The organism is Neisseria macacae ATCC 33926 (assembly GCF_022749495.1).
Classification (GTDB): domain Bacteria; phylum Pseudomonadota; class Gammaproteobacteria; order Burkholderiales; family Neisseriaceae; genus Neisseria; species Neisseria macacae.
This window is the reverse complement of the sequence record NZ_CP094241.1, coordinates 1,001,325-1,023,328: the sequence shown is the minus strand read 5'-3', so window position 1 is coordinate 1,023,328 and position 22,004 is coordinate 1,001,325. Positions and strand designations below refer to the sequence as shown.

General features: G+C 49.8%; 24 protein-coding genes, 1 tRNA gene and 1 pseudogene. 6 read left to right on the top strand and 20 right to left on the bottom strand.

Features of this window, described 5'->3' with window-relative positions; all coding sequences use genetic code 11:
* Positions 1 to 143: 143 nt before the first annotated feature.
* The 3 genes from MON40_RS04935 to MON40_RS04925 all read right to left on the bottom strand — a co-directional run bounded on the left by MON40_RS04935 (position 144) and on the right by MON40_RS04925 (position 3,300).
* Positions 144 to 1,685, bottom strand: coding sequence for a fatty acid--CoA ligase (locus tag MON40_RS04935; RefSeq protein WP_003779288.1), 1,542 nt, complete (start codon positions 1,683 to 1,685; stop codon positions 144 to 146).
* Positions 1,686 to 1,838: 153 nt separating this feature from the next.
* The gene (locus MON40_RS04930) at positions 1,839 to 2,855 is read right to left on the bottom strand and encodes an ABC transporter permease (protein ID WP_003779285.1); all 1,017 of its coding nucleotides are present in this window, start codon (positions 2,853 to 2,855) and stop codon (positions 1,839 to 1,841) included.
* Positions 2,856 to 2,919: 64 nt separating this feature from the next.
* Positions 2,920 to 3,300 (bottom strand): helix-turn-helix domain-containing protein, encoded by a 381-nt coding sequence (locus tag MON40_RS04925; RefSeq protein WP_003779284.1) that lies wholly within the window; start codon positions 3,298 to 3,300, stop codon positions 2,920 to 2,922.
* A gap of 135 nt (positions 3,301 to 3,435) precedes the next feature.
* Between MON40_RS04925 and MON40_RS04920 the strand changes: the two genes are divergently transcribed.
* Together MON40_RS04920 and MON40_RS04915 are read left to right on the top strand one after the other, a co-directional pair.
* Complete coding sequence (locus MON40_RS04920; protein ID WP_003779282.1) at positions 3,436 to 3,906, top strand: hypothetical protein; 471 nt, start codon at positions 3,436 to 3,438, stop codon at positions 3,904 to 3,906.
* Positions 3,906 to 4,352, top strand: a complete 447-nt coding sequence (locus MON40_RS04915) for a hypothetical protein (protein ID WP_003779281.1) — start codon at positions 3,906 to 3,908, stop codon at positions 4,350 to 4,352. Before MON40_RS04920 ends, MON40_RS04915 begins: the two co-directional genes overlap by 1 nt.
* A 48-nt stretch (positions 4,353 to 4,400) precedes the next feature.
* On the opposite strand, the gene MON40_RS04910 is transcribed toward MON40_RS04915, so the two are convergent.
* The 8 genes and pseudogenes from MON40_RS04910 to MON40_RS04875 form a co-directional block, all read right to left on the bottom strand.
* Positions 4,401 to 5,453 (bottom strand): ABC transporter permease subunit, encoded by a 1,053-nt coding sequence (locus MON40_RS04910; protein WP_003779280.1) that lies wholly within the window; start codon positions 5,451 to 5,453, stop codon positions 4,401 to 4,403.
* Positions 5,454 to 5,544: 91 nt separating this feature from the next.
* Complete coding sequence (locus tag MON40_RS04905; RefSeq protein ID WP_003779279.1) at positions 5,545 to 6,195, bottom strand: phospholipase D-like domain-containing protein; 651 nt, start codon at positions 6,193 to 6,195, stop codon at positions 5,545 to 5,547.
* Between the two features lie 146 nt (positions 6,196 to 6,341).
* Positions 6,342 to 6,725 carry a hypothetical protein gene (locus MON40_RS04900; RefSeq protein WP_002219725.1) on the bottom strand — a complete coding sequence of 128 codons (384 nt, stop codon included), beginning with the start codon at positions 6,723 to 6,725 and terminating at the stop codon, positions 6,342 to 6,344.
* 4 nt (positions 6,726 to 6,729) lie between these two features.
* A pseudogene (locus tag MON40_RS04895) lies at positions 6,730 to 6,906 on the bottom strand (deaminase domain-containing protein); the annotation flags it as partial.
* Positions 6,876 to 7,070 carry a phospholipase D-like domain-containing protein gene (locus MON40_RS04890; protein ID WP_003757858.1) on the bottom strand — a complete coding sequence of 65 codons (195 nt, stop codon included), beginning with the start codon at positions 7,068 to 7,070 and terminating at the stop codon, positions 6,876 to 6,878. The gene MON40_RS04890 and the pseudogene MON40_RS04895, both read right to left, overlap by 31 nt.
* 152 nt (positions 7,071 to 7,222) lie before the next feature.
* A complete protein-coding gene (locus MON40_RS04885) occupies positions 7,223 to 8,152 on the bottom strand; it encodes a CobW family GTP-binding protein (RefSeq protein ID WP_003779276.1) in 930 nt (309 codons plus the stop codon).
* Complete coding sequence (locus MON40_RS04880) at positions 8,140 to 8,616, bottom strand: Fur family transcriptional regulator (protein WP_003744587.1); 477 nt, start codon at positions 8,614 to 8,616, stop codon at positions 8,140 to 8,142. The genes MON40_RS04885 and MON40_RS04880 overlap by 13 nt, the downstream gene beginning before the upstream one ends.
* Before the next feature lie 133 nt (positions 8,617 to 8,749).
* On the bottom strand, positions 8,750 to 9,577 hold the full coding sequence (locus MON40_RS04875) for an SDR family oxidoreductase (RefSeq protein ID WP_009312070.1): 828 nt from the start codon (positions 9,575 to 9,577) through the stop codon (positions 8,750 to 8,752).
* A 126-nt stretch (positions 9,578 to 9,703) separates the two neighbouring features.
* On the opposite strand from MON40_RS04875, the gene MON40_RS04870 reads away from it, so the two are divergent.
* On the top strand, positions 9,704 to 10,162 hold the full coding sequence (locus tag MON40_RS04870; RefSeq protein ID WP_039863144.1) for a c-type cytochrome: 459 nt from the start codon (positions 9,704 to 9,706) through the stop codon (positions 10,160 to 10,162).
* Positions 10,163 to 10,394: 232 nt separating this feature from the next.
* On the opposite strand, the gene MON40_RS04865 is transcribed toward MON40_RS04870, so the two are convergent.
* Positions 10,395 to 10,487 (bottom strand) — tRNA-Ser (locus MON40_RS04865).
* 165 nt (positions 10,488 to 10,652) lie between these two features.
* Here MON40_RS04865 and MON40_RS04860 point away from each other — a divergent pair.
* Positions 10,653 to 11,213 (top strand): pseudouridine synthase, encoded by a 561-nt coding sequence (locus MON40_RS04860; protein ID WP_039863161.1) that lies wholly within the window; start codon positions 10,653 to 10,655, stop codon positions 11,211 to 11,213.
* Between the two features lie 108 nt (positions 11,214 to 11,321).
* On the opposite strand, the gene MON40_RS04855 is transcribed toward MON40_RS04860, so the two are convergent.
* The 4 genes from MON40_RS04855 to MON40_RS04840 form a co-directional block, all read right to left on the bottom strand.
* Positions 11,322 to 12,128, bottom strand: a complete 807-nt coding sequence (locus tag MON40_RS04855; protein WP_003779271.1) for a DUF4198 domain-containing protein — start codon at positions 12,126 to 12,128, stop codon at positions 11,322 to 11,324.
* Between the two features lie 138 nt (positions 12,129 to 12,266).
* A complete protein-coding gene (locus tag MON40_RS04850; RefSeq protein ID WP_039863141.1) occupies positions 12,267 to 12,584 on the bottom strand; it encodes a DUF2322 family protein in 318 nt (105 codons plus the stop codon).
* Between the two features lie 253 nt (positions 12,585 to 12,837).
* A complete protein-coding gene (gene upp / locus MON40_RS04845; RefSeq protein WP_003744890.1) occupies positions 12,838 to 13,464 on the bottom strand; it encodes a uracil phosphoribosyltransferase in 627 nt (208 codons plus the stop codon).
* A gap of 150 nt (positions 13,465 to 13,614) precedes the next feature.
* Positions 13,615 to 14,667: a Gfo/Idh/MocA family oxidoreductase gene (locus MON40_RS04840; RefSeq protein WP_003779260.1), complete on the bottom strand. Its 1,053-nt coding sequence runs from the start codon at positions 14,665 to 14,667 to the stop codon at positions 13,615 to 13,617.
* A gap of 118 nt (positions 14,668 to 14,785) precedes the next feature.
* On the opposite strand from MON40_RS04840, the gene rbfA reads away from it, so the two are divergent.
* Together rbfA and truB are read left to right on the top strand one after the other, a co-directional pair.
* Positions 14,786 to 15,157 (top strand): 30S ribosome-binding factor RbfA, encoded by a 372-nt coding sequence (gene rbfA / locus MON40_RS04835; RefSeq protein WP_003685554.1) that lies wholly within the window; start codon positions 14,786 to 14,788, stop codon positions 15,155 to 15,157.
* Between the two features lie 109 nt (positions 15,158 to 15,266).
* A complete protein-coding gene (gene truB / locus MON40_RS04830; protein WP_039863139.1) occupies positions 15,267 to 16,181 on the top strand; it encodes a tRNA pseudouridine(55) synthase TruB in 915 nt (304 codons plus the stop codon).
* A gap of 301 nt (positions 16,182 to 16,482) precedes the next feature.
* On the opposite strand, the gene MON40_RS04825 is transcribed toward truB, so the two are convergent.
* From MON40_RS04825 to dnaG, 4 genes are all read right to left on the bottom strand, one after another.
* A complete protein-coding gene (locus MON40_RS04825; protein WP_242926011.1) occupies positions 16,483 to 17,379 on the bottom strand; it encodes an IS3 family transposase in 897 nt (298 codons plus the stop codon).
* Positions 17,283 to 17,633, bottom strand: a complete 351-nt coding sequence (locus MON40_RS04820; protein WP_003756443.1) for a helix-turn-helix domain-containing protein — start codon at positions 17,631 to 17,633, stop codon at positions 17,283 to 17,285. The genes MON40_RS04825 and MON40_RS04820 overlap by 97 nt, the downstream gene beginning before the upstream one ends.
* A 339-nt stretch (positions 17,634 to 17,972) precedes the next feature.
* Positions 17,973 to 19,922, bottom strand: a complete 1,950-nt coding sequence (rpoD, locus tag MON40_RS04815; RefSeq protein WP_003757828.1) for an RNA polymerase sigma factor RpoD — start codon at positions 19,920 to 19,922, stop codon at positions 17,973 to 17,975.
* Between the two features lie 223 nt (positions 19,923 to 20,145).
* Positions 20,146 to 21,918: a DNA primase gene (gene dnaG / locus MON40_RS04810; RefSeq protein WP_003779249.1), complete on the bottom strand. Its 1,773-nt coding sequence runs from the start codon at positions 21,916 to 21,918 to the stop codon at positions 20,146 to 20,148.
* Positions 21,919 to 22,004 lie beyond the last annotated feature (86 nt).

Sequence of the window (22,004 nt, the reverse complement as noted above, 5' to 3'; positions counted from 1 at the left end):
TACCCGACGCACGGGCAGAAATCTTTACGAAGCAATAAGCCAATATCTGAGATGAACAAGAAACACGCCCAACAAACATCGGCTTTCTGCTTTTCAGACGACCTCTGATTCAAACCCGCAAACCGAGGTCGTCTGAACGCTTATTATTTCTGAAACTGCTCTTTCAACACCCGTTTCAACACTTTGCCAGTTGCGTTTTTCGGCAGTTCGTCTTTAAAGTAAATCTGTTTGGGGATTTTAAAATTCGCCAAATGTCCGCGCAAATGGGCGCGCACGTCGGCTTCATCCAACGTTTCGCCGTCTTTGAGCTGGATAAAGGCGATGATTTCTTCGTCGGCGTATTGGTCTTTCACGCCGATGACGGCTGCGGCTTCGACGGCGTCGAGTTTGTAAATCGCCTCTTCGATTTCGCGCGGATAAACGTTTTGCCCTTTGGAAATAATCAGGTCTTTTTTGCGGTCGACGATAAAGATAAAGCCGTCTTCGTCTATCGTGACAAAATCGCCTGTTTTCAGCCAGCCGTTGACGATGGCTTCGTCCGTGGCATCGCGCATATTCAGGTAGCCCTGCATGACCGAACCGCCTTTGACGATGAGTTCGCCCACTTCGCCCGTCGGTACTTCGACCAATTCGTCGTTGACGGCTTTGACTTCCAATCCGGGCAAGGCGATGCCGACGCTGCGGGCTTTTTGCCTTTCGGGCGTGTTGACGGCGACGACGGGCGAGCATTCGCTCAAGCCGTAGCCTTCCAAAAGCTTGGCACGCGGGAACTTCGCTTTAAAGTCGAGGATGGTTTGTTCCGCCAAAGGCGCGCCGCCGCTGATAAACAGACGGACGCGGTTGAACCATCTGAAATACCAAGGGATTTTCGCCTTGCTCATGGCGGTGTAAATCGCGGGCACGCCCAAAAACACGGTCGCGCGTTTGAATAAAACCTGTTTCAAAACGTTGGAGAACGGGAAAACGGATTTCACCAAAATAATCGAACACGCCATATAAATCGGCAGCAAGACCATGGCTGTCAGCGTAAAGCTGTGGAACATCGGCAGGAACACGACGAAGCGGTCGCGTTTGGTAATCTTAAAGATGCGCTCGATGCCTTCAAGGTTGGAGAACAGGTTGCCATAGCTGATCAATGCGCCTTTTGGGTGGCCTGTCGTGCCGGAAGTGTAAATAATATGCGCCAAATCATCGATTTTCGGTTGGCGGCTCAAATCGGGCGTACCCGAAAAACGGCGCGCTTCTTCAAAACGCACATCGGCTTCGTCCGCCGCTTTCGCCTCGCCTATCCAAATGATTTTCTCGACGCGGGTCTGTTTTTTCAGCTCCTTCAATTCTTTCTGCAAACCTGCCGAAGCAAACATAAACCGCGCTTTGCAGTCGTTCAAAATATACGAGTATTCGTTGTTTTTCAAAAACGTATTCATCGGTACGGCAACCGCGCCGATGGCGGAGACGGCAAAATAGGCACTGATAAACTCCGGCGAATTGGATACCGCCAAAGCCACTTTATCGCCGAATTTGACGCCCATATTTTGCAGATATGCGGCTACGGCATCGACTTCCTGCTTGAGTGCGTGGTAGGTGGTTTTTTCTTTGTCGTTGAACACCGCAGTACCTTTGCCGTTTTTACGGCAGGCAGCGGCCAGCATTTCGTAGAAATTTGTGTTGTGTGTTTGATTCATTTGAATTCTTCAAAAATTAAGTGAGTAAAATATTTTTGCGGTCGCACCCATAAACAGGTTTTTCGCCCTGAAAACAAGCTCGGCCTGAAAAGCCATCTATATAGCAGGAAAATGAACTATCGGCTATTTTTTATTCATCCGCAATACGGAAAATCATCCCCTCGCGCGCACGTCAAACGCCTGACGCAAGCCCTCGCCTATCATCACCAGCAAAAGCAGCATAACCGTCAGCGTACCGACGGTAGACAAGCCTATCCACCAAGCGTCCAAGTTGTCCTTGCCCTGCGCCAAGAGTTCGCCCAAGCTTGCCTGCGACGCGGGAACGCCCAAACCGAGGAAATCCAAGCTGGTCAGCGCAAGTACCGCGCCGGAGATGCGGAAAGGCAGAAACGCCAATACGGGCGTCAGGCTGTTGGGCAGGATGTGCCGCCACATAATCGCGCGGTTGCCCACGCCCATCGAACGCGCCGCCAAAACGTAATCTGCCTGACGGTTTTTCAAAAACTCGGCGCGGACGTAGTCCGACAGCCCCATCCAGCCGAACAGCGACAGCAACACCAGCAAAATCAGCAAACTGGGATTAAAAAACGAAGACAGGATAATCAGCAGATAAAGCTCCGGCATCCCGCCCCAGATTTCGATAAAACGCTGCATCAAAAGGTCGGTCTTGCCGCCGAAATAACCCTGCACCGCGCCGGTAATCACGCCGATTACGGTCGTTACCAAAGTCAGCGCAAGGGCGAACAGCAGAGAATCGCGGAATCCGTAAACCAAACGCGCCAAGACATCGCGACCGCGGTCGTCCGTGCCGAGCAAGTGCCTTTCGGACGGACTTGCAGGGTCGGGCTGCGTGTCGAAATCATTGAGCGTATCGGCATCGTAGGGATTGGGCAGATAAACGGCGTAATTGCCGTTTGACGTGATGTTGCCGCGTATCAGCGGGTCGAGGTAATCGGCAGGCGTGTCGAAATCGCCGCCGAACACGGTTTCGTTGTATTCGTTTACCAGCGGAAAATAATATTCGCCCTGATAACGTATCCACAAGGGCTTGTCGTTGCTCCATAAAGGCGCAAGCAGCGCGACGGCGAACAAAACGGCCAAAACCCGCAACGCGAACCAGCCGCGTTTGTGTTGCTTGAAGGCCTGCCAGTAAGAAGTTTGTTTATTCATAGCTTATTATTATGAAGCCGTCTGAAAATTTTCAGACGGCTTATACAATTAGTTTGAAAGAAAATTATGTGTTTCTAAAAGCGGATAATGCTAATTTCAATGCCTCAATTTCACGATCTTTTTGCAGTAACAGTTCATCTTTATGATTCAATATGAGCTGTAATTTTTCTAACTCTATGGCTGTTTCGTTGGCATAGTAATTACTGCTATGCTGACTGTTTTCACTAATTAGGCAAACCAAGTTTTTATCATCAATATTCAGTAACTCCATCAAATTAATACCCAATATGGCAGTAATTCGTTCCAACATTGGAATATTCAGTCTTGTTTTTCCCTGTTCAATTTTCGCATAGCCGTTGGTCGACATGTTCAATTGGGAAGCCATTTCTTCTTGGGTAAGATTGCTCAGTTCACGAACTTTTTTGACTTTTTCATTGATTTGCATAGTTTCCGCTCCAAATACTTTTTGGGTGGGTTATTGGAAAAACTTGTTGGTGGTTCGATTTTTTTCGATATTCTATCATGTAACTCGTATCGTTAATATGCCTTGTATGCGGGTGGGTTATAAAAAGGAAACAATATGTATGAATTAATTGATCCAGAATTCGTTACCAGTCAGAAAATAACAAGTATTTTCAGAAATGCCTATATTGATATTAAGGCAACAGAAAATACTCCCGATTCGAATCTATTTGAATGGCGCATAGTTTTAAGCCCAGATGCTGATACTTTGAGGGTTACACTTAATACCAAAAACCAACGATTGAGTATATGGGCCGGCACTATTTTAGGCGACTATAATGAATTTAAGACTAATGAACTCTTTATTTTGAATCTTATAAATAAAATGAACGAAGGTTTTTTGTTCCGATGCCACATTGATGGTCTAGAAGATTTAGATAAGTACGTTTTTTTAGCTAACATTGGCTATAGCTATGATAAAGGTTTTAATCCTGCTCAGTTTATTGAAGAATGTCGTTTCTTTAACCGTGGTTGGCCTCTACTCTTGGAACATTTAACTACTAAATTTAAAGAAGAAGGTATTTGGTAATGATTAATACACTAGACGCCATTGATGAGGTTTTGAAAAACTCCAACCCGGACGAGTGGCAAAGAAGTGAGGATTCAGGGCTGTTTGTTTATCATTTTGATGTCAATTTAAGGATTGAGCGCGATTCGAATTTCGAAGATTTTTATGAGGATTGGCTTCCTTCTACCCCGTTTGATAATATATCGGGTAAAAAACCGGTTTATAAAGTCAAATATATTGTTAAATATAATCAAACGGAAATAGCTCATAAATTTCTGATACTAATTGATGGAGTATATGTACTTATACCGATACCAAAAAAATCCAATGATTTAGGAGGTAGTCTATTTGTTACTTCTGATGATGTAAATTTCGCAAAAATTGTAACAATATGCCCTCCAACGTTATCGCAAGAAATATCTCCAGTCAATGAATATATAAACAGATGTGGTTTTGATATTATTTGAATTTGTAAGTTAATTAATAGGTCGTCTGAATGAATTTTTTCAGACGACCTATTTCTGTCCGCCGAAATGAATGCGCGGATCGACCCACGAATAAGAAATATCCGACACCAATTTTGCCAGCAAACCCATCAGCGTGAACACATACAGCGTCCCCATCACCACCGGATAATCGCGTTTCATCACTGCCTCGTAGGAAAGCAGCCCCAGCCCGTCGAGCGAGAACAAGGTTTCAATCAGCAGGCTGCCAGTGAAAAACGCGCCGATAAAGGCAGCGGGAAAGCCGGTAATCAGCGGAATCATCGCGTTGCGGAAAACGTGTTTCCACAAAATCTGCTTTTCCGGCAATCCCTTGGCGCGGGCGGTATAAACATATTGGCGGCGGATTTCTTCAAGAAACACGTTTTTCGTCAAAACCGTCGTTACCGCCAGACTGCCCGCCACCGAAGCCGTAATCGGCAGCGCCATGTGCCACAGATAATCCTTAATTTTGCCCGCCCACGACAACGTATCGAAATCATCGCCGACCAAACCGCCCTGCGGGAACCACGCAAAAAAGCTGCCGCCGCCGAACAACACCAGCAGCACCAAACCCAACACAAACGGCGGTATGGTATAACCGACCAGCACCACCATCCCCGTTACCGCGTCAAAACGGCTGCCGTCGTGCACCGCCTTGGCAATGCCCAACGGGATACAAATCAAATAAGTCAGGAAAAACGTCCACAAGCCCAAACTCATCGATACCGGCATTTTCTGTTTGACCAGCTCGAACACGGTTTCATGATGGAAAAAACTGTTACCTAAATCAAAACGGGCAAACCGCCACACCATATCCGCAAACCGCGTCAACGGCGGCTTGTCGAAACCGTACAGCGCATTCAACGCCGCCAAATCTTCCGGACTGATGCGGTTGCCGTTTTTCATAATGTTGCCCGCCGTCGCATTCGCAGTCTCGCCGCTGACCGCGCCATGCGTCAACTGCTGCACCATCTGCTCCACCGGCCCGCCCGGCACGAATTGGATAACGGCAAAAGTAATCGCCAAAATCCCCAACAGCGTGGGGATTAAGAGTAATAGGCGGTGGAGGATGTAACGATACATGCTTGGGGTATTCCTCTATTTTGGTTTTAAGGTCGTCTGAAAAGTACGGATTGCTTTCAGACGACCTATACTTTTAATACTTGTAAAAAATTTAACTGATAAGCCAGCTAATAAACCTATCCAGCAAATCTTTCTGATTATTGCCAGCCGCTTCGACCATTTCCAATGTCAAACTATCCGGCCACACAATAAAATATCCGTAACGCCCTTTTTTGATAAGTGCACCGGCTTTCTTACCTGTATCTGTCAAACGGTGGAACTTACCGTCTATTTCCTGCAAACCTGCATGACACAGTTTCGCATTGCATTCTTCCGTTGTTACTCCCCATTTTTCTGCCAGCTTAGCGACAGTCAATGTATCGTATTTTTTAGCAATTTCTATATTCTGATTTTTCTGCGAAACTTGCTCTTTTTCTACTACGTCAACTGAAATTTTAACTTCATCGCTAATACGGATAATACGCTGCGCTTCGCTATAAGCATCTTGATAGACTTCTCCATCTTCACTACGCTTCAGCAAGATACCCATTTCATTATTATTTACTTGGCTGAATTCATATAAATTCAGGCTTGTAATAATGCAAGCATCTTCGCTGACGTAACATTTTGCATGAAGATTCGGACAATAGCTTGTACGAACATAATTTAAATTTTTCAACCAGGCTGCCTCTGAAGGCTGCAATTCACTTTTACCATACTGAAAAATTGTGAGCTTTTCAGACGGCATTGAGCCGTAAATCATGGAACGCGTGCGTGCTGGAGCACACACCTTACGCATGGATTTTAGGTTTCATGCAGGCTACAGCTTGCTGCTGCGGCGGTATAAAAGTATTTTTAGTGATTTACCGTTTTTGGTATTTTTGCCCGACGGGGTTAAAAATACAGTTGCTACTCTTGCTGCATGATATTGGCAAGATTTAATTTAAATGTTTGTTGAATCTTGTTTACATCCTTAGCAAAAATATGATAGTCACTCGAAGAATAGATAGATTTTATTCTATCCAAATTAGTTTGTTGATAACATTTTTTCATTTCCGCGATGAAAAAATTATCTTTTCCTCTTTCATTGAGACAGTTATTTTCTAACAGATAGATTGCCCATGCTGTAAAAATAAATGTACTATCTTCCGGATATTCAGATAAATAAATTTCGAATTCAATTATAGAATATTCAGCTGCTTCAATTAATGTTATATCTAAATCTCTGACAAATTTTTCCGTTATATTTTTAAATAATTTCTTGAATTCTATATAATTTTTTATTTTTTCCATGATTCTATTTTCCTGTAAAAATATTTAATTGAATATTTGGATAGCAATTTCTAAACTCTAAAATAACATTGCTGCAAGATTGACAGGCCTTTAATTCTGTAAATAGATCAATTCTACCTGATACATTACGATTATTTCCGAGTTGCTGTGCTATAGTTTCAAGTAATTTATATTCTCCATTACAATCCGCACATCGATTTTCATGCGGTCTTTGTCCTCTAAAAGCTCTTTTACCCTATCGTTTAATTTTAGATAAGGGCTAATCAAATAAAGCCGTTCCTGTGCATTTTTAATTAACTCCTCCAAGTAATACGTTGTACCGCTGGTATTTAAAAATTTTGCCATTTTCTTCTTTCCTGCAATGTTTATTTGATTTATTCGCGGGCAGAGCCCACGCTACGCAGTTGCTTTATATTATTCTGACAGTTGAAACAATAGACTTCACTATCGTGTAGGTCGTCTGAAAATTGCTGCGACAAACTTTCAGACGACCTTCCTTATTTCTCCAAAGCCTCTTGCAGTTTCTTCTCAATCAAATCCGCATCAAACGATTTGGCAATCAGCTCGAAGCGCGAGTCGCGCCGCCATGAGACTTGGTTGGCGCCCCATTGCCCGTCCACCCAGTTGAGCCACACCCATGTGCCGAGCACTTGGAACACGCCTTTGGCGCGGACGAGGCCGTCTGTGAACTTGTGCAGGTCGTTGAAGAAATTGGTCAATTTTTCGCCGTCGAAATCGCGTCCGGCGGGGAAAGTAAAACCTTGCGACTGGAAGCCCATGGTGTTGTCCGGCAGGGCTTTGAGACGGTAGCGTGATTTTTCGATGACGGGAATGTCGAGCCATTGGATGTCGAGTTGTGCGTTTTGGACTTCAACCACTTTGGCTTTGGGCGGGAACAGTTTTGCCGCTTTGTCGTGAAATTCGGCAAGCTGTTCGGGGGTACATAAATCGGTTTTGCTGGCGACCAATACGTCGCAGATGCCGATTTGGTCTTTATACAATGCCTGCTGCGCGTAATCGGGGTTGATGAACTGGCGCGGATCGACGACGGTAAAGACAGCGCCGATTTCCAAAAGGCTGTCCAGCGGTTTGGCTTTCAATTCGTCGATGACGCTGGCGGCGTGCGCCAGTCCGCTTGCCTCAATCATCAGGCGGTCGGGTTTGGCATCGCGCAGCATTTTCTGTACGGTTACGCCCATTTGCGGGCCGGCGGTGCAACACAAACAGCCGCCGGCGATTTCTGCCACGGGGATGCCGTTGTCGCTCAATACCGCTCCGTCAATGCCGATTTCGCCAAACTCGTTGACGATGATGACCCATTTTTCGTTCGGGTCTTTTTGTTCCATCAGGCTTTTGAGTGCGGTGGTTTTGCCTGTTCCCAGAAAACCTGAAATCAGGTGGACTTTGGTTTTTTTCACTTCTGACATTTTTTACAGATTCCAGTTAAAACAACGTGTTCTTCTTTCAGCGCAAAGCCGCTTTCGGCAACGCCTGCGCGCAGTGCCGCCCATTCGTGGCTCAGGGTTTGTTCGTCCGCCGTGCCGCATTCGGTGCAGACCAAAATAAACGCGCTATGGTGCGCTTCGGCTTCTTCGTGGTCGTGGCAATGGTCGTCGCACTCATGCTGCGCGTGGCTGCACAAAATATAGCCGTTGACCGCCGCCACTTTGTGCAAAACGCCCTGCTCCGCCCAAAAATCAAGGGCGCGGTAGGCCGTCGGCGGCGCAACCACGCCCTCGCTTTGCTGCTGCATCTGCGACAAGACGTTGTAGGCTTTAATCACGCCGCTTTGCTGCAAAACGATATCGAGCACCTGCTCGCGCAAAGCGGTTACCTGTACGCCGTCACGGCGTGCCTGTTCGAGGATTTTTTGTTTGATTGCGTGTTTCATAAAGGCTTTCAGACGACCTTAAAATTCTGAACGGAGAGGATTACATTATAACGTGTTTATGTAAGATGCAGATATTCGGAGGTCGTCTGAAACCGAGCGCCACCGTTCAGACGACCCATCCCATCCAATCTGTCTATTTGAACCACGACTTAATCCGTGCAAACAAAGACATACTCTGTTTCTCGAAACTCTCCGCCTGCGCGGGCACGGGCAGCGTATTGCGGATCACTTTCATACCGGCAAATGTTTGGGCGACGGGCATGATTTCGATGGAGTTGACGTTCATGTGCGCCGGACGCTGATAGAGCCACAAAGCCGTATCTGCAATGTCTTGCGGCCGGATGGATTCGACGTTCTCATAAACCTTTTCCGCCCGCTCGTCATCGCCCTTAAAGCGGACGTTGGAAAACTCGGTACCGCCGCACAAACCCGGCTCGATGTTGGTGACGCGGATGTTTTTATCCGCCAATTCCGCACGCAGGTTCATGCTGAACTGGCGCACAAACGCCTTGGTCGCACCGTACACGTTGCTGCCCTCGTAGGCATAGCTGCCGGCAATCGAACCCAGATTCATGATATAGCCTTGTTTGCGCTCCGCCATTTGCGGCAGGATTTGGCGCGTCAGGAAAGTCAGACCGACGATATTCGTTTGAATCATGGTTTCCCAATCGCCGAAATCTGCTTTGTCCGCCGTTTCCAAACCCAATGCCAATCCGGCGTTGTTGATCAGGCAATCGATTTCGGCAAAATTTTCAGGCAGACTGTCGAGCGCGTTGCGTATCGACTCGGTACGCGAAACGTCCATTTCCAAAGGATAAAACCGCTCGCCCAATTCGGATGCCAATGCCTGCAGTTTCTCGCCGCGCCGTGCTGCGCCGATAACGGAATAACCGGCCTGTACAAACGTGCGGCACATCGCCTCGCCGAAACCGGCTGACGCGCCGGTAACCAAAATCGCCATAACTATTTCCTTTCTTTTCTCGTTTTGTAAACCCATTTCAGGTATGATTACGACTTTTCAGACGACCTCTTCAGACGTCGTCTGAAAAATATGAATAACAAAATACTATCACAGGACACCAAAGCCATGAATACCAAACTCTTCTCAGCGGCGCTGCTCGCTGCCCTGACCCTTACCGCCTGCGGTGGCGGCGCACCCGCGCAACCCAAAGGTCCGATCTCCGAAGACCGTACCACCGCGTTCAAATCCATGATGCCCGAATTCTCCAGCATGGGCAAAATGGTAAAAGGCGAAGAGCCTTACGACGTGGAAAAATTCAAGCAGGCTGCGGCAACTTTTGCCGAAACCAGCAAAAAACCTTTCACCTTCTTCCAATCTGACGACAAAGGCAACGGCCGCGCCCTGCCTGCGGTTTGGTCTGATGCGGCCAAATTCAAAGCCGAAGAAGACAAATTCGCCGCAGCCGTTGAAAAACTGAACGCCGCCGCACAAACCGGCAAGCTGGAAGAAATCAAAGCCGCTTACGGCGAAACCGGCGCAAGCTGCAAATCCTGCCACGACACCTTCCGCGCTCCGGAAGAATAAGCCGCTGCACTGACATACAAAAAGGTCGTCTGAAATCCGGTTTCAGACGACCTTTTTTTGATTTTTAATGATTGCCGTGCTTAATAATCGGTTTCAACGGCAATCCAGCCTGCGCGCAAACGCTTTCATGTTCCGTAAACATCAAGTTTGACGGTTTGCCTGTCAGTTATCCTTGCTTTCACAAAAACGCTAAAAAGAAAACCCGTCGGATAATCGACGGGTTTTCGTATGGTGGCGGAGTAAGAGGGATTCGAACCCTCGATGCAGGTTGACCCCACATGCTTCCTTAGCAGGGAAGTGCCTTCAGCCTCTCAGCCATTACTCCTAAGGAAGTGCGTAATATACTGGTTTGGCTCGGACGTGTCAAGCCAGGCTTCAGGGTATTTTTTAACCGTATGAAATCATTTGTATAAAATATAAAGAAGCGTGAAATTGTAGCCCGTATGCGGCGGCTGGTACAATTCATGCTTGGTTTCAGGATGTGATGAAAATGAATGATTTAATCGTATTGAACAAGCCCCATGGCGTGATTTGCCAGTTTTCGGCGCATGAAAAGTATGGGTGTTTGAAAGATTATGTGGCGCTGCCGGACTTTTATCCGGCGGGGCGTTTGGATACGGACAGCGAGGGTTTGCTGCTGTTGACGAACGACGGGCGTTTGCAGGCGCGGATTGCGGATCCTAAGTTTAAGCTGGAGAAAACTTATTGGGCGCAGGTGGAAGGTTCGCCTGACGAAGCGAAGCTGGATATGCTGCGGCGCGGTGTGGATTTGGGGGATTTTGTCACGCGTCCGGCAAAGGTCCGCGTGTTGGAAGCGGGCGAAGCGGATGTTTTGTGGCCGCGTGTGCCGCCTATCCGCGTGCGCAAATCCGTGCCTGATTTTTGGGTGGAAATTCGGATTTCGGAAGGGAAAAACCGGCAGGTCAGACGGATGACGGCTAAGGCGGGCTTTCCGTGCCTGCGTTTGGTCAGGGTGGCGATAGGTCGTCTGAATCTATTCGATTTGGGCTTGGCGCTTGGGCAATGGACGTTTGCGCCGCATAAGCCTTGATGGATGGCTGTTTATTAAATTAATTGGCTGAAATTGATTGGCTGATAACGAAAAAGGTCGTCTGAAAACCCTGCAATACGGTTTTCAGACGACCTTTGTTATTGGATATTAATGATGCGTATGACCGATTTGGAAGGTCAGGGTGGTGTAGTTCGCCTGTTTTTGGCACACGCTTTGATCGGGGAAATCGGCTTTGTGTTCTACGCTGGCTTTCCAGAAGCCTTGACGCAGGGGGATGATGCTGACTTCGCCTTTATCGTCCGTAGTATCGGAGAAGGCTTGGGCTTCGGTTTTGTGGGTTTTGCTGCGGTCGCTAGTGTCAAAACCGTCAAATGTGGCGGTAACAGTGGCGTTGGGCAGCGGCTCGCCGTTGAAAAGGACGCGGACTTTAAAGCGTTCGCCGACGTGGACGTTGGCGGGGTTGTCCAGCGGAACGATTTCTAAATGTTGTCCAACTTGCTTGGTGATGACAGCGGTGTCTGCGCTTTCGTGTCCGACGTTGACGATGTTTTTACCGAACATTCGGGTTTGTTCGCAATAGCTGGCGTCAGGCATTTCTTTGATGCTCGCCTGTTTCCAGCCTGCGCTGTTTTTGGACCAGAAGGTCGGTTGGTATTCGGCGATAACGAGATAGCTGCCGTCTTTAACGGGCTGTTTGCTGCGGTATTGGTAGTTGAACGTCCCTTTTTGAATCAGATTTTCTTTGCCTTTTTCGGTAACGAGCTGCATGGGTTTGCTGAAAATGTGCAGGCGGTCTTTGGCGATGGGTTCGAGTTCGGGAAACTCGCCGTAGCCCAACTCAGCTTGCAGATATTCGCCGCCGTGCGTATGGGCGGTTTCGACCCAAACGCGGTGTGCGTGGGCGGTTGTGCTGAACAGGAGTGCGGATGCGATGAACAATGCGGTTTTTTTCATGGGTTCTCCAGATGTATCGGGTAGAAAATTTGATTGGTTATAATATAACAATTTTATTTATAACGAAACGGTTTCATGAAAAAAGGTCGTCTGAAAACGGGATTTCTGTTTTCAGACGACCTTTCGCTTAACTGATGTTTAAGCGTTAACCGGCTTTAGAAGTAATCTGAGGTTTTCGTTTTTCACTTGCAACAGCAAATCGATATTGGGATGCTTGCCCGGATTGGCTTGCGCATCGGCGACGTGTTCGGCAAACCAATCCAAGCCCTGCGCAGCAGCAGCGGCATCGAGCTTGCCGCCGAAATTCAATGCTAAAGCGTTGTACAGCTTGAGCGAGCCTTGTTTGCCGGACGCGTTGGGGATGTGATGGACGGCTTTGCCTTGTGCGTCGAGGATGTCGAGTCCGCTCAAATGACCGATGTCGGGCATGGCGGCGAGGTTGTCTTGGAAGCTCATGGTTGTCCTTTCTAACATGGGATTTTCAACGAAAAATACCTTGTATAGTGGATTAACTTTAAACCAGTACGGTGTTGCCTCGCCTTAGCTCAAAGAGAACGATTCTCTAAGGTGCTGAAGCACCAAGTGAATCGGTTCCGTACTATCTGTACTGTCTGCGGCTTCGTCGCCTTGTCCTGACTTAAAGTTAATCCACTATAAAAAGGTCGTCTGAAACCCATACATTCAGTTTCAGACGACCTCAAATCACGAATCAGCGCGTACCGAAAATCTTATCGCCCGCATCGCCCAAGCCGGGGATAATGTAGCCGTTTTCGTTCAGATGGCTATCGAGGGCGGCGGTGTAGATGGTGACGTCGGGATGCGCTTCATTGACGGCTTTGACGCCTTCGGGTGCGGCAACGAGTACCAACGCCTTAATATTTTTGCAGCCTTTCGCCTTCAACAGGTCGATGGTAGCCACCATAGAACCGCCGGTCGCGAGCATGGGGTCGATAATCAGCGCGGGGCGTTCGTCCATGCTGTCCACAAATTTTTCAAAATAGGAAACAGGTTTGAGCGTTTCTTCGTCGCGCTGCAATCCGACCACGCTGATTTTGGCAGTCGGAATCAGGTCGAGCACGCCGTCGAGCATACCCAAACCGGCACGCAAAATCGGCACGACGGTCAAGGTTTTGCCCTTGATGCGGTCGCCTTCGATTTGACCGCACCAGCCGTCGATAATGTATTTTTCAATTTCAAAATCACGGCTGGCTTCGTAAGCCATCAGGCGCGCCAGCTCGGTAGTGAGGGTGCGGAATTTGTAAGTGCTGCAATCGGCCTCGCGCATGAGCGTGAGTTTGTGGCGGACAAGGGGGTGATTGATAACGGTTACGTTCATTTGGCAGGCCTCGGATTGTTTTTGAATGGGTGTGATTATACTTTTTTTTATAACGAAACAAAATAAAGGATACGCAACGGAGGCTTATTTTCTGCGATCTTCAGGCTTACGTTTCCCCAATGGTTTTGCCCTGCCCTTCTATCCGGCGGTTTAAACCACTCCCGACACCTTCACCCGACACTCCGATTTCGCGCTTTCATAAACCTTGTCCAGCAACCCCAGCACCTCCGCCACTTGGCGCGGCTGCACCGCTGCGGGAGTCTTGCCTTGCAAGGCGTCATAAAGGTTTTCATAAAACGCTGCATAATTTCCGCTGACGCTTTCGATTGTTTTGCGGACAACCGCCCCATCAATTTCGGTATGCAGGATGCCCCATTCGTCCTCCGGCTCACGGTTCCAAGCTCCGACGGGTTGCGCGCCGCCGAGCAGCAGGGCTTCTTGGTTGTCGACGTTTTGTTTGACGTATGAACCGCGTTTGCCATGCAAAGTCATGAATGGCAAAGGTTCGCGGGCATATTTGCTTGCGGTCAGGGCAACTTTTTTGCCGTCAGCGTAATAAAGCGCGATATAGAAATTGTCGTCGCTGACCGCTCCTTCATGTTGATAGCGCACATCGGCATAAAGCTCATCGGGCATCCCGAAAATATCGACCGCCATATCCATGAGGTGCGAACCCAAGTCGTACACCAGTCCCACGCCCGCCTCGCCGGTTTCCTTCCAGCGTTTTTTGTTCAAGGCAGCCGCATAACGCTCGAAACGAAACTCCGCATCCACAATTTCGCCCAAGAGGTCGTCTGAAAGCAGTTTTTTGGCGGTCAGCGGTGCGCTGTCCCAACGGCGGTTTTGGTAAACGGTCAGCAATACGTCCTGCCGCTCGGCGAGTTCCGCCAGTTGCAAGGCTTGCGCCGCCGTGGCGCACAACGGTTTTTCCACCACCACATTTTTACCCGCACGCAAAGCCTGAGCGGCAAAATCGAAATGCGTCTGGTTCGGCGTGGTCACGACCACCAAATCCACATCGTCGGTAAGCAACTCCTCAAACGAACGCACGGTCTGCGCCTGCGGCAGGACTTCCTGCGCCCTATTGCCGCTGCGTTCAAACACGCGCACGACTTCAAACCGCGAATCCGCACGCCAAAACGGCAGATGGAACACCTGCGCCGACATGCCGAACCCTGCCAATCCGATTTTGATTTTCTGCATAGCCAAACTCCTTTTCAGACGACCTCAAATTGCCGTATATCCGTTATAATACCGCATTTATTTCACACAGGCCGTCTGAAAACAAAGTTGAAACGGCCGCCGCCGTTTAAGGAAAACCATGAGAAAACCGCAACGCGGCTATGCCCGCCAAGACCGTGTCAAAGAACAAATCATGCGCGAACTGGCCGAGCTGGTCCGCACCGGCCTGAAAGACCCGCGCGCAGGCTTCATCACCATCAACGAAGTCGAAGTCACCCGCGATTACAGCCACGCCACCGTGTTCTACACCGTCCTCGACGACAGCACCCGCGACATCACCGAAGAAGCCTTGGAACACGCCAAAGGCCACTTGCGCAGCGAATTGGCCAAACGCATCAAACTCTTCAAAACGCCCGAACTGCACTTCAAATACGACGAATCGCTCGAACGCGGCATGAGCATTTCCAGCCTCATTGACCAAGTGGCGGCGGAAAAGCCGGTGGAAGATTAAAGGTAAAGGTCGTCTGAAAACGCCGCAGTCAAAGCGCGAACCTGTTTTCAGACGACCTTTTGCAATCATTTCCCGCCCAAACACCCGCCACTTACCCTTCCCCACCATCATGACCGCCAAACCCGCCAAACGCCCCGTCAACGGCGTCCTTCTGCTCGACAAGCCCGAAGGACTTTCCAGCAACACCGCCCTGCAAAAAGCCCGCCGTCTCTACAACGCCGAGAAAGCGGGGCATACCGGCGTGCTCGACCCTTTGGCAACCGGACTTTTGCCCGTCTGCTTCGGCGAAGCGACCAAGTTCGCCCAATACCTACTGGATGCCGACAAAGCCTACACCGCCACCCTGAAACTCGGCGAAGCCAGCAGCACGGGCGACGCCGAAGGCGAAATCATCGCCACTGCCCGCGCCGATATTTCCTTAGCCGAATTTCAGACGGCCTGCCAAGCCCTGACAGGCAACATCCGCCAAGTGCCGCCGATGTTTTCCGCCCTCAAACACGAAGGCAAACCGCTGTACGAATACGCCCGTAAAGGCATCGTCATCGAACGCAAACCGCGCGACATCACCATTTACGCCATCGACATCACCGAGTTTAACGCGCCCAAAGCCGTCATCGACGTACGTTGCAGCAAAGGCACCTACATCCGCACCCTCAGCGAAGACATCGCCAAACACATCGGCACGTTCGCCCACCTGACCGCCCTGCGCCGTACGGAAACCGCCGGTTTCACCATCCGCGAAAGCCACACGCTCGAAGCCTTGGCAGAATTAAACGAAACCGAACGCGACGCCCTGCTCCTGCCCTGCGACGTTTTAGTGCGGCACTTCCCCAAAATCGAACTGAACGACCGTGCCGTAACCATGCTCAAATGCGGCCAGCACCCGCAGTTTATCGAGGACATCTCCGCCAACCAGCCCATCCGCGTTTACGATCATCGCGGCGCATTCGTCGGTTTGGCAGAATACCAAAAAGAAATCGGCCGCCTCAAAGCCCTGCGGCTGATGAACACGGCGAAAGACTGAATGGTTTGATTTTGAATTGAAAATATAGGAAAGGTCGTCTGAAAACACGGAAACCGGTTTTCAGACAACCTTTTTTTTGCAAACTATGTTTTGGTTGCCAGCCGGTCTAGAAAAAATAACGCGATGTAGCGTGGGCTTTGCCCACGAAGATGATGAATAAAAAAAGCTGCTGAAACTTTCTCTATTATCCGCGGACAAAGCCCACGCTATGGGTTTTAACCGACCATAGTGCAATGAATGCAAAACAGGTCGTCTGAAAACTGAACTGGCCCCCAAATCTTGGACACTCATAAAAGCCTATTCAGGCGCTCTGTGCAAGCTGGGTTCTGTATGCGACAGGACTCAGCTTTTTCAATTTCAAACTGCAACGCTCCCGGTTGTAGTAATCCATATAGTCATCTATCTGCTTCATCAATTCATCTACCGTCAATTCACCTGCGTTATAGAAACACTCCGTCTTTAACACCGCAAAGAAGCTTTCCATCGGCGCATTGTCCCAACAGTTCGCCTTTCGCGACATGCTTTGAACCATGGAATACTCCGCAAGCAATTCCCTATATCCCGACGTACGGTACAGCACGCCTTGGTCCGAATGCAGCATCGTTCCTTTAGCAGTCAGACGGGGGGCGGCTTTTTCGAGCATTTCCTTCACCATTTCGCTGTCGGCTCTGCGGCTCATGGCGTAGGCGACGATCTCGCGGTTGAACAAGTCCAAGATTGGCGAGAGGTACAGTTTGCCGTCCTTTCCTTTGAGTTCGGTAACGTCGGTCAGCCATTTTTCGTTGGGCTTTTCAGCTTTGAATAGGCGTTTGAGGAGGTGCTCCGATATCTCGCCCATGGCGGGATGGCGGTAGGCTTTTTTCGCCCGTATGAGGGCTTTCAGTTCCAACTGCTTCATCAACCGCGCCACTTTTTTGCGGTTCCAACCCAATGCTGCGGCAATGCGCCTTTGTCCGTAGCGTCCTTTATGCCGCCGGTAGGTTTCGACAAGGAGGGCTTTGTCGGCTGCTTCGGGATCGGGTCGGTCTTGGTGATGGTAGTAAAAGCTGCTTTTGGGCAGGTTTGCGATGTGCAGCAGGTATTTGAGCGGGTGTTGCGCCCTCAGTGTTTGGACGGTTTGGCTTTGTCCTTTTCGGTCTGTTTTTGGCTGAGGGCTTTTAACTCCTTTAGGTAGGCGACCTCTGCGCGCATATAGCACAACTCTTCGATAAGCTCTGCCTGCGTTTTTTCTTGGTCGGGTTTGTCGGCGATGAAGGGGTTTTTGCGGTGTTGGGGCATGGTTTTGGATTGGGGATGTTCGAGTGCGCCGATACCGCCTTCTTGATAGGCGCGTATCCATCGTCTCAGGTGGGTTCGGGAAATGCCGTAGTGGTCTGCGGTACGTTGTTGGCTGCGTATATGCAGGTAGTGGAGTACGGCTTGGTATTTGAAGTGTAATGTATATTTGCTCATAAAAAAAACTGCACCTTGTGAGTTGGAGGGGATGTCCAACTTTTGGGGTGCAGTTCAAACGTACAATTCCTGTTTCAGACGACCTTTTACCCATAAAAAACCGCAGGTATAAAACCTGCGGTTTGCTGTTATAAAGTCGTAGCGTGGGCTTTGCCCACGAAGATGATAAATAAAAAAGCTGCTGAAATTTTCTCTATTATCCGCGGGCAAAGCCCACGCTACGGGTTTTAACCAACCGTGCAATGAATGCAAAACAGGTCGTCTGAAAACGTACAACTTCTGTTTCAGACGACCCCTTACCCATAAAAAACCGCAGGGATAAACCTGCGGTTTGCTGTTTTACAGTTTGCTGTCTTCGCTGTCGAGGAAGCTTCTGAGGCGGTCGCTGCGGGTCGGATGGCGCAGTTTGCGCAGGGCTTTGGCTTCGATTTGACGGATACGTTCGCGGGTTACGTCAAACTGTTTGCCGACTTCTTCGAGCGTGTGATCGGTATTCATGTCGATACCGAAGCGCATACGCAGGACTTTGGCTTCGCGCGGGGTCAGGCTTTCGAGGATTTCTTTGGTGACTTCGTGCAGGCTGGTGTACATCGCGGCGTCTGCAGGGGCAACGTTGTTGGCATCCTCGATGAAGTCGCCCAAGTGCGAATCGTCGTCGTCGCCGATCGGGGTTTCCATCGAAATCGGCTCTTTGGCGATTTTCATGATTTTGCGGATTTTGTCTTCCGGCATTTCCATCAACTCGGCAAGTTTGGCGGAATCGGGCTCTTCGCCGGTTTCTTGCAGATACTGGCGGGAGATACGGTTCATCTTGTTGATGGTTTCAATCATGTGCACCGGAATACGGATGGTGCGCGCCTGGTCGGCAATCGAGCGGGTAATCGCTTGGCGGATCCACCATGTTGCGTAGGTGGAGAATTTGTAGCCGCGGCGGTATTCGAACTTGTCGACCGCCTTCATCAAGCCGATGTTGCCTTCTTGAATCAAATCAAGGAACTGCAAACCTCGGTTGGTGTATTTTTTGGCGATGGAAATCACCAGGCGCAAGTTTGCCTGAATCATTTCCTGCTTGGCGGCTGCGGTTTCTTTTTCGCTCGACACCATGTTTTTGTTGATGTCTTTCAGCTCTTCGATGGAAATGCGGGTTTCTTTTTCCATGTTCGCCAACTCGGTTTGTTTTTCGAGGATGGCGTGGCGGAAGCGGTCGAGCGCGTCGCTCCAGACCCTGCCTTTGGCGACTTCTTCTTCCACCCATTTCAGGTTGGTGATTTCGGGCAGGAAGTTTTGGATGAAGTAGTCGCGTTCCATATGGACGCGGTCAAGGCAGATGTCGCGGATTTCGCGTTCGAGCTTGCGGATGTTTTCGACACGGCTGCGCAGGTTGCCGCTGAGGCTTTCGATTTGGCGGGTGGCAAAGCGGACTTCCAAGAGCTTGTTGGCGATGGCGTCGCGGTGTGCCAGATAATCGGGGTGGCGGCTGTCGTGTTTTTCCAGCTTTTTGATCATCTTGCCGTATTCGCTTTCGATGAAGGCGAAGTGTTCCAGCACTTTTTGCTTCAATTCGGCAAGATGGGCAGCGGACATGGCTTCGGAGTCGCTGCCGGAATCGTCGTCATCGTCGTCTTCATCCGCTTCATCTTCTTCACTGCTGCCGGAATCGTCGTCGTTTGACGCGCTTTCCAAGTGTCCCAAGCCCAATTCGTTGAGCAACACTTCGTTCGGGTCGATGATGGCTTCGACCACTTCGTCCACGCGGATTTCATCCTTGCGGATTTGCTCGATCAGCTCAAGGATTTCGGCAATGGAGCCCGGACAGGCGGAAATTGCCTGCACCATGTTTTTCAGGGCGTTTTCGATTTTTTTGGCAATGATGATTTCGTCTTCGCGGGTCAGCAGGTCAACCTGCCCCATTTCGCGCATATACATACGTACGGGGTCGGTGGTTCTGCCGAATTCGGAGTCCGCGCTGGACAAGGCGGCTTCGGCTTCGGCAACGGCATCGTCGTCGGTGACGGCGGCGGCGTTGTCGCTCAACAAAATGTCTTCCGCGTCAGGCGCCTGCTCGGTCACTTGGATACCCAAGCCGGAAATCATGCTGACGATGTTGTCGATTTGATCCGCATCTGACATATCGTCGGGCAAGGCGTCGTTGATTTCGGAATAAGTGATGTAGCCGCGTTCCTTACCCATGATGATGAGCTGGCGCAGGCGGGCGCGCTGCTCTTCGAGGGTCAGCGGACGGTTGTCGTCCTGTTCTTGATAGTCTTCGTGATTTTGGTCTTTAGACATGGATTACTTTCTTGATCTGATGGTGTGCCGACGGTTTGCATGATGCACCTGAAGGCGGAACAGAGTTACAACCGATTTAAATTCAATCTGCCGGGTTGTAACGCTGAGGTCGTCTGAAAGCTCTTTGGAACGGGTGTTCTGCGGGATCATCATGTTCGCAGCTTGGGACAATGCTTTTCTGACGGCCTGAAGGTTGCTGGATTCGGCTGGGATTGCCGTTCGTTCAATTTTGCTTTGCGGTCAAAAGCGACAGCAAGAGTTTTTTTTCATTTTCATTCAAACCCGATTGCAGGCTTTTCTGCTTGAGGGTTTCGATTTGTTGGTATTTTAACTCGTTAAGGAGTTTCTTCATGCCGATTTGGAAGTTCTCGCGGTCTTCTTCGCCTCCGCCTTCCATTTCTTCAGAATAGAGTGTCGATTGGAAGATTTGGTTCACGGTTTCTTCGTAAGGAGAACCGCGCATATACTCTAAAACCTGCGCGGTAGCAGGTACGGCGGCATGGCTTTTAATGGTTTCGGCAAGATTGGCAAGGCAGGCGAAATCGCCGTCCAATGCCAAATAATCGGGCAGGTCTATATATGCAGCCCAATCCGGATTTATCAAGAGGCTGCGGATTTGCCGTTGCACCAGCGTCAGCATGACCGGCTGTTTGACGGAAATCGGAGGCAGTTTGTAGCTTTTTTGTTTGACGTGCCGTTTGGGCGCTTCCTGCCCCAGCAGTTGGGCGAGATTGTCGGGATCGATGCCGACCAGCTCGCTAAGCCGTTGTTTCAATAGATACGCCAATGCCGGCGCGGTAATCTGCGCCAAAAGCGGCGAACTGGTTTTCACCAATTCTGCCTTACCTTCCTGCGTATTGAGATTGAGGTCGTCTGAAAGATGCTCCCAAAAATATTCCGACAAAGGCTTGCTTTGATTCAACAGCGCATCTTCAAATTGCGCTTTGCCGTAGGCGCGGATGTAGCTGTCGGGGTCATGTTCTTCGGGTAAGAACAAAAAATGCAGCGATTTGTCGTCTTTCAACTGCGGCAACGCATTTTCCAACGCGCGCCAAGCCGCTTTCCGTCCCGCGCTGTCGCCGTCGAAACAGAAATAAATACTGTCCGCCTGACGCATCAGGATTTTGACGTGTTCCGCCGTCGTCGCCGTACCCAAAGCCGCCACGCCGTAGCCCACGCCGAACTGCGCCAGCGCGACCACGTCCATATAGCCTTCGACCACCAAAATCCGCCCTGCTTCCTTGACCGCAGCACGACCTTCATATAATCCGTAAAGGTTTTTCCCCTTATCAAACAAAGGTGTATCAGGCGAATTCAAATATTTCGGCTTCGAGTCGTCCAACACCCTGCCGCCGAAACCGATGACCTGCCCGCGCGGATTGCGGATGGGGAACATAATCCGATGACGGAAGCGGTCGTAATGCCGCCCCTCATTGTCAATCACCATCCCCGTATCCACCAACGCAGTATTCGGGTACGGTTGGAACACTTGCGCCAAAGGCTGCCAGCCGTCGGGCGCGTAGCCCAAACCATAATGCGCGATGACTTCCGCACTCAAACCGCGTTTATCCAAATAAGCCTTCGCCGCCGGATTAAATTTCAACTGTTGCGCATAAAAATCAGCCGCCGCAGCCGTCGTTTCCTCCAGCGTCTGCTGTTTTTTCTTACGTTCGGCACGGACTTCAGGATTGTCGTTCTGCCCGCGCACTTTAGGCACAGCCATGCCCACGCGGTCAGCCAGAAACTGCACCGCCTCCGGAAACGACAGCCCCTGATGTTCCATCACAAAACCAATCGCCGAACCATGCGCCCCACAACTGAAACAATGATAAAACTGCTTGGTCGGACTGACCGAAAACGACGGCGTCTTTTCCTTGTGGAACGGACAACAAGCCATATAGTTCGCCCCGCCCTTCTTCAGCGGGACCTGCTCGTCGATAATATCGACAATATCGACTTTGGCCAGAAGCTCGTCAATGAAATCGGATGGAATCATAGTTCGGCGGATGCGTATGGGCGGGACAAACGTTTTCAGACGACCTTTTATCTTAAAGGTCGTCTGAAAACGGAATCTCGAATCGG